Annotated in this window: 9 protein-coding genes; 7 read left to right on the top strand and 2 right to left on the bottom strand. The window is 39.0% G+C overall.

Features of this window, described 5'->3' with window-relative positions; translation table 11 throughout:
- Positions 1 to 342: 342 nt before the first annotated feature.
- Together LMU01S_RS01910 and LMU01S_RS01905 are read right to left on the bottom strand one after the other, a co-directional pair.
- A complete protein-coding gene (locus LMU01S_RS01910) occupies positions 343 to 1,251 on the bottom strand; it encodes a TdeIII family type II restriction endonuclease (RefSeq protein ID WP_056960466.1) in 909 nt (302 codons plus the stop codon).
- On the bottom strand, positions 1,241 to 2,359 hold the full coding sequence (locus LMU01S_RS01905; protein WP_056960468.1) for a DNA-methyltransferase: 1,119 nt from the start codon (positions 2,357 to 2,359) through the stop codon (positions 1,241 to 1,243). The genes LMU01S_RS01910 and LMU01S_RS01905 overlap by 11 nt, the downstream gene beginning before the upstream one ends.
- 675 nt (positions 2,360 to 3,034) lie before the next feature.
- On the opposite strand from LMU01S_RS01905, the gene LMU01S_RS01900 reads away from it, so the two are divergent.
- The 7 genes from LMU01S_RS01900 to LMU01S_RS01870 all read left to right on the top strand — a co-directional run bounded on the left by LMU01S_RS01900 (position 3,035) and on the right by LMU01S_RS01870 (position 6,396).
- Positions 3,035 to 3,289, top strand: coding sequence for a hypothetical protein (locus tag LMU01S_RS01900; RefSeq protein WP_056960470.1), 255 nt, complete (start codon positions 3,035 to 3,037; stop codon positions 3,287 to 3,289).
- A gap of 13 nt (positions 3,290 to 3,302) precedes the next feature.
- Positions 3,303 to 3,731, top strand: a complete 429-nt coding sequence (locus LMU01S_RS01895; RefSeq protein ID WP_056960471.1) for a hypothetical protein — start codon at positions 3,303 to 3,305, stop codon at positions 3,729 to 3,731.
- A 25-nt stretch (positions 3,732 to 3,756) separates the two neighbouring features.
- Entirely contained in the window at positions 3,757 to 4,065 is a 309-nt protein-coding gene (locus LMU01S_RS01890; protein ID WP_056960473.1) for a hypothetical protein, read from the top strand.
- A gap of 16 nt (positions 4,066 to 4,081) precedes the next feature.
- Positions 4,082 to 4,564: a hypothetical protein gene (locus LMU01S_RS01885; protein ID WP_056960474.1), complete on the top strand. Its 483-nt coding sequence runs from the start codon at positions 4,082 to 4,084 to the stop codon at positions 4,562 to 4,564.
- Positions 4,565 to 4,689: 125 nt separating this feature from the next.
- A complete protein-coding gene (locus LMU01S_RS01880; protein WP_056960476.1) occupies positions 4,690 to 5,067 on the top strand; it encodes a hypothetical protein in 378 nt (125 codons plus the stop codon).
- The gene (locus LMU01S_RS01875; protein WP_056960478.1) at positions 5,054 to 5,332 is read left to right on the top strand and encodes a hypothetical protein; all 279 of its coding nucleotides are present in this window, start codon (positions 5,054 to 5,056) and stop codon (positions 5,330 to 5,332) included. The genes LMU01S_RS01880 and LMU01S_RS01875 overlap by 14 nt, the downstream gene beginning before the upstream one ends.
- A gap of 20 nt (positions 5,333 to 5,352) precedes the next feature.
- Positions 5,353 to 6,396 (top strand): ParM/StbA family protein, encoded by a 1,044-nt coding sequence (locus LMU01S_RS01870; RefSeq protein ID WP_056960479.1) that lies wholly within the window; start codon positions 5,353 to 5,355, stop codon positions 6,394 to 6,396.
- Position 6,397 lies beyond the last annotated feature (1 nt).

Genomic DNA, 6,397 nt, shown 5'->3' with positions numbered 1-6,397 from the left:
GGCTGTAGGCTGTAGGCTGTAGGCTGTAGGCTGTAGGCTGTAGGCTGTAGGCTGTAGGCTGTAGGCTGTAGGCTGTAGGCTGTAGGCTGTAGGTATTGCTTTATCTATTTTTACAGTTAACATGTTTTTCTTTCCTTTTTCTTTCAAATTCAATCAACGCAAAACGTCTCCTTGTAAAATGGTAGCAAATTGCTCCCACTTTGTAAATTATATCTAGAAAAAAGTAAAAATGGTAGCAAATTGGGAGCATTTTGCTACCTTTTTGCTACCAAAATGCTTCCGCTTTTGGAATTGTGTTTAGTTGGGAACAAAAAAGTGGTGGCCTATCGCCACCACTGAATCCTAATATTTCTCAACTAATTTTTGCACTAAAGGAGTGATTCGCTTTTCCTTTTGACTTGGTTTCTCAATCTTTTTGAGAATCATCAGATAGATCTTTAGTGTCTGTCTGTTCGGAAAAATGATGGGAAAAACTTGTTCTGTAATGTCTGGATTTCCGAAGAAGTTTAAGGCTTGTCTTTCGTTAAGTTTCTCAAATGCACGAATGCTGTCATATGGGAACTTGTCGAAGTTCATTTCGGGAACCTTGACGTTTTCATTGTGCCACTGTACAAGAAAATCAAAAAATTTTCTAAAATATGCTTGTTTTTGGCCATCAATGTTATTGAAGACGTTATCAATGCTCTCACCATAACATAATATAGCATTGCTCCTAAGGTCATTATCAAGACCATCTATCATTTTCTGGTAGTTGATCTCATTTCGTCGAAAATTGTCATCGATCATCCACATAACACCGACAACTCTTTTTTCAGAATAGATCTCTGTAAGTGCACTTAGTTTCAAAGAGAAATTGTCCCACTGACCTCTCCATTTTGAAGTGTCATGATCATCACGTATTTTTTGTTCAATGAATACAATTGTATTTCCATGTGAGAATACCTGATCGACTGCCAGACTTTTCTTTCCTGGTGGAAGAGGTGTGTTTAGGTGATACTCTGATAGTACGTATTTGGTAGGTTCAGCAGTCCAACCATTCGATCTAACGATCTCTTTGAAGACACCTTCGATCGCATTTCCAAAGCTATTATTCCTAGAGTATCCAAAAGAAGTAATACTTCCAAGTTCAAAAGTGTTAGCATGTAAGACACCTATTAGCCTTTCAGGAGTATCGGCGAGCTTCTTGATGGTGGATTCGATAAAGTCTGATGGAACATATTCGTTCATGATCTTGTTATAACTATTTTCCATAGAAGCCCAACTCCTTTTGCCGATATTTTCTTCGTATTTCGTCTAATGAGACATATTTATTGTCCCTTTTTACAAACCATACGATCCAGCCGTTCGCATTGGTACTTTTACCTTCCAATATTCCACCTAATTTAGAGATCCCATAGTGCTCTCCATCAAACTCGAGTTCTTTTTTTGTAGAGATCTTGGCCACTTTATCTGACTTCTTGAAGTAGATAAGTTCGTCTTTGGAAATGTAATTTGCTTCGATCAGATCCCAAAATCTGACACGTGGGGGCTTTATATCAAATGTCGCCTTGGTAAAATCGTCTTGAATAGTGATTTCACTTGAGATCCGTTTTAGAGCAAAATCCCGGTAGTGCTCGTCGCGCTCGATTCCAAAGAAGTTTCGGCCAAGTCTTTTAGCCATAGCTCCAGTCGTCCCAGATCCCATAAAAGGGTCAAGGATCAAGTCTCCTTCAGAGCTAGACGAAACTATCACGTTATAAAGTAACTTTTCTGGCTTTTGTGTAGGGTGCAACTTATTGCCATTGTCATCTTTGATACGTTCACGCCCACTTGAAACTGGAATATCCCAGACACTGGTCATTTGTTTTCCACCATTTAGGGCTTTCATTGTCTTATAGTTGAATTTGTATTTGGTATTCTTTGCTGGTGTTGCCCACAATAAGGTCTCTTGCCGGTTGGTAAATTTAGTTCCCATAAAGTTGGGAGTAGGATTTGTTTTTGACCAAACAATATCGTTGATCAACCAATATCCTAAGTCTTGTAGAATGCTACCTACTACATAAATATTTTGAAATGAACCGATCACCCAAAGAGATGAGACATCTTTTTTTAGAACTCGCTTAGCCTCTTTCAACCAGGCGTAGGTAAATTCACGATAGTGTTGTAGACTGTCGAATTCGTCCCATTTATTGCCTTCAATACCATCAAAATTTGTTCCGTCAGTCCGTTTCAACGTTCCTTCGATCTGCATGTTGTAGGGAGGATCAGCAAATATCATATCTACGGAATTGTCGGGCAATGTTTTCAAAGTATCGATCGCATCGCCAAGATGAATAGTGTTGGTCAAATCCTTAGGAAAAACATTATTATTCTTCTTCATAGGCTCAGAGCACCACCTTTTGTGGCGACACGAGAAATAGCCCACTATTGGTTAATAGTGGGGTCGCAAAACTAGGCTTGACAATGGAACGCAGGCCTAAACAATTAAGGTAGGTAGGTAGGTAGGTAGGTAGGTAGGTAGGTAGGTAGGTAGGTAGGTAGGTAGGTAGGTAGTGACATATTATTCTTTCCTTTCAGGTTTCTGTCCGACTATGGGACAGTCTCTTGTAAAATGGTAGCAAATTGCTTCCACTTTGTAAATTATATCTAGAAAAAAGTAAAAATGGTAGCAAATTGGGAGCATTTTGCTCCCTTTTTGCTACCAAAATGCTCCCACTTTGCTCCCATTCTAGTTTAGAGACCCAAAGTGGTAGCGAATTGTTACCATTTTGCTACCACTTTTTTGTAAAGAATTTTGGTTAGTGGTAATGTGTAACAAATCGTGGCGCTCCAGCCTCCGCCCACCGCGCCAAGGTATTGTATTTTTTATGACTTCAGTCGCTAATGCTCCTTCCGCAAGGCGCTAGGGCGCCTTTTGGTACATGTCATATACTCCATAACAGTGCAACCCCAAGCGCTTCGCGTGCTAGCAAGCTAGCAGAGTTGCACAGTTATTCTGTATATGAACTCTAAGAAAATGTAACCTATCATTACAGAGCAAAGGAGCTGGATTCTTATGAAAAATAAACAACCATTTTATCGCAATAAGGCGGCTATGCTACTACGATTATGTAGTTATGCAAATACATTTGCTTGGCTGATCATTTTCTTTCGAGCACTGTATTTGTATCTGATTTTGGGCTGGTCGCTAGGATTCAAAGCGACAGTGTATCTGACCCTTGCCCCATTTTTAATTGCAGTATTTGAGGTACTGCATGGCGAAGCGGTCAAATATGGAAATCGCTTATTCAACAAGAAATTTGCTGATTAGGAGGAAGAAAAATATGGAAAATTTACGCAAGAAGAACATTTTGACACGAATCGACGATTTAGCATTGGATATTGGTCGAAAATATGAAAACATTCATGTTTATAACGGTAGTGATGTAAAAATGATTTTGGAAGATATGCTGTTAACTGAAGTATCAGCTGCGGCTATCAATGAGTATATCGAGTGTTCCCAGGTAACTTATCAAGGCGGAAAACTTGTTATCGATATTAAGGATACTGATATCCTTTTAGAGTTAGAGGGTGAAAAATTTGTTAACATTGTTACGGAGTACGTATCTCCAGTGGAAATCATGAATGCGATGAAGATCCACAATATCTCTGCACGTCACCCGGCTTACGAGAAATTAGCAGCTCAACTTGAAGAAATCAAGCGACTGGCTATTAGGTTGGCTGATTTGGAAGGAGATGGGGAAAATGAGTGATCGTCGAGGAGGCTCTGGAAGAGTTATGAAGAAGTTAGCTATTGCAGCATTGTTGTTGACTACCTTCACATTATCTGGCTGTGCGGGTAATAAAGATATCTGGGGGACAGAATATGAATTCAAAGAGGCTGAGATCAAGATGATGGACGGTACTGTGAAGAAGGTCAAGGTAAAGGAATGGTCAAGAGACGATCAAGCTAATAATATTCGAGTAACAACTACAGATGGTACATTATACTATTCTGGCTCAGAAAATATCATGTTGATCAATGAAAAAAATGAGGCAACAACACAAAAATCTGCTAAATCAAGTGAAAGCGCAAAAAATTATTAGGAAGGAAGTTTATAAAATGACAGAAAAAAATTATGAAGCTGTTTATTCAGCAAGTTTATCTCGTGAAATGGAGGACGACCGCTATATCGTAATAGACAACGAAAGCGGTGAGATCCTAGACACGGCCAATGGCTGGGGCTACCACTCAAAAGATAACGCATATCGTGCTTTTGAGTACAAACTAAGACATGGAGAAAAAGACATGAAACCAGCCCCAACGGACGAAGAAATCGCACGCAAAGAATATGAGGCTGCTAGAGAGTTCTACAAGAGCCATAGGGATATTCAAGAAGCGCTAGTGAATGCAGATGCATTCGATGATACGTATACAAAGTATGATGAAGATGGAGGTTTTACAATAAGTATCCATGATATGACGAATAAAAAACGTGATCGTTTCTCGCCGGAGGTCGTAGATCGTATTTTGGCTGAGTATGGGTACACTGACTTAGAGTTTTCCCCACATACACTGTACAAGATATTTCGCAAATTTGGCTAAGCGAGATGAAGTCGCTATGGATAATGAGCTAGAAAAGCTATTCAAGGATACTACAGATGATACTGTAGAAATGTTACGAATTCACCATTGTAACAAATACTATAAATAACAAGGAGATCCTTATCATGAAACATAAACATTCAAAATTCGTTAAGAAATCAAAAAAGAACACAAAACAATTGAGTGATGAACAAGTAGCAAAAAAACTTTTAGCCTACGTGTCAGAAATGGAGAAATATGGCGTTACCTTGAATGCCTTAGTAGGTACTTACAACAGTACTAACGCTCCTTTTGTTGTCACAAATAACGAAGACCCACTGAAAGCTATGGAATCGATCGTGCTTATTCTGTTGCGGATTAAGCAAACGAGCGGGTTAGAAGAAGAGGTATTTTTCGACAGTTTGAAGAAATCTATGGAATTGATGGAGGACATCAATCAAAGCGAAGATATCAAGGAATTCATGCTAACGGAAGAGGAAGAAAACAAATATGGGCAAAAATGAACAACAAGAAGTACTTGAAAATATTACAGCTGCAACCTTAGAAACACTAGAAAAAGTAGGATATGACAACGTCATCTTGATTGCTATTAATAGCAAAATTAAAGATCCAGGTGAAGATGTTATTGCACTGAAAGGTAGTGTAGAAGGATTAGCTTACATGACAATAAGACTATTTGAGCGACTACCTCAAAGAATTGTTGAACGAATTCTCACAATCATTAGGCATTACAGAAATAAGGCTGATTCTGATGAGCTCGATAAATAACGTGAATGGAGAGAAATATTATGGAAATCTTTTCTTTAGACTTAGGAAACAAGCAAACAAAACTAAAAAGCAGTAAGGCAGAATACGTTTTGCCATCACAGATTTTGAATGGCAACGACCTACCACAGCAACTAGGCGCATTAGGTAATTTAGGTATCAAGCGTGATATCCAAATGTTTAAGACGCCTTTTGACGATCAAAGCTGGGCCTGGGGTAAAGACCTGGTCAATTTGAGATTAGATGATTACTTGCAAGACACCCTAATGTATCGCGATCGCTATAGTAACCATGCCTTCAAATTACTTGCTAATTTTGCGATCGGACTTTTGGCCACTGATTTTGAGAGTGCTAAAAAAGAAATCATGCAGGTTGCAGTAGTTGCTGGTGTTCCTACTGAGGACTATAACAATCAAGAACAGCTAAAAACGTTGGCCACAGTTCTAAAGGGGCAGCATCAGGTAGACATCGATGGACAAACTTTCAATGTCAAGGTTGAAACGGTTATGATCGTCCCGCAGCCAATAGGGACATTCTATGACGTTTTATTGGACAATGAAGGTAACCTGGTAAAAGAAGAATTGTTAGATGAACGTGTTGGGATCATTGATATTGGTGGTGGAACAGTATTGATCGATACGTTAATGAATCTTGAATTTGACAAAAAGGCCCGGAAGCAATATTCGACCGGGGCGAACGATCTCTATGAATCGATCGCAAGTCGGATCCAAGATAACGTTAGTTTATATCAAATTGAAAAGCTGGTTCGCGCTGGCATCAATGATAAGCAGTTTTCTTATCGATTCTCTAAGAATAATATCTTAGACATCACAGATATCGTTGAACAAGAGATCAGAAGTTTCAGCGCACGTTTGATCAGTAATTTACGAAGTACATTCAAAGATATCAAGAGTATCGATACTTTGATCGTGACCGGGGGAACGTCAAATATCATTGATCAAGATATGGTCAAAGATACGTTTGAAAAAGTAGTTTTCGTAACAGATGCAGAGCTTGCAAACGTACGTGGCTTTTACAAATACGGGCTGACAGAAGTTGGTGATTGAC

Source organism: Ligilactobacillus murinus DSM 20452 = NBRC 14221, assembly GCF_001591685.1.
Taxonomy (GTDB): Bacteria; Bacillota; Bacilli; order Lactobacillales; family Lactobacillaceae; genus Ligilactobacillus; species Ligilactobacillus murinus.
The sequence above is the reverse complement of the archived record's forward strand: the minus strand, read 5'-3'. Positions and strand labels throughout refer to the sequence as shown.

Excerpts from the sequence above, each read along its gene's own strand:
- LMU01S_RS01890 (WP_056960473.1), top strand. The coding sequence starts at position 3,757 with ATGAAGAAGTTAGCTATTGCAGCATTGTTGTTGACTACCTTCACATTA.
- LMU01S_RS01870 (WP_056960479.1), top strand. The coding sequence starts at position 5,353 with ATGGAAATCTTTTCTTTAGACTTAGGAAACAAGCAAACAAAACTAAAA.
- LMU01S_RS01880 (WP_056960476.1), top strand. The coding sequence starts at position 4,690 with ATGAAACATAAACATTCAAAATTCGTTAAGAAATCAAAAAAGAACACA.
- LMU01S_RS01905 (WP_056960468.1), bottom strand. The coding sequence starts at position 2,359 with ATGAAGAAGAATAATAATGTTTTTCCTAAGGATTTGACCAACACTATT.
- LMU01S_RS01910 (WP_056960466.1), bottom strand. The coding sequence starts at position 1,251 with ATGGAAAATAGTTATAACAAGATCATGAACGAATATGTTCCATCAGAC.
- LMU01S_RS01885 (WP_056960474.1), top strand. The coding sequence starts at position 4,082 with ATGACAGAAAAAAATTATGAAGCTGTTTATTCAGCAAGTTTATCTCGT.
- LMU01S_RS01900 (WP_056960470.1), top strand. The coding sequence starts at position 3,035 with ATGAAAAATAAACAACCATTTTATCGCAATAAGGCGGCTATGCTACTA.
- LMU01S_RS01895 (WP_056960471.1), top strand. The coding sequence starts at position 3,303 with ATGGAAAATTTACGCAAGAAGAACATTTTGACACGAATCGACGATTTA.
- LMU01S_RS01875 (WP_056960478.1), top strand. The coding sequence starts at position 5,054 with ATGGGCAAAAATGAACAACAAGAAGTACTTGAAAATATTACAGCTGCA.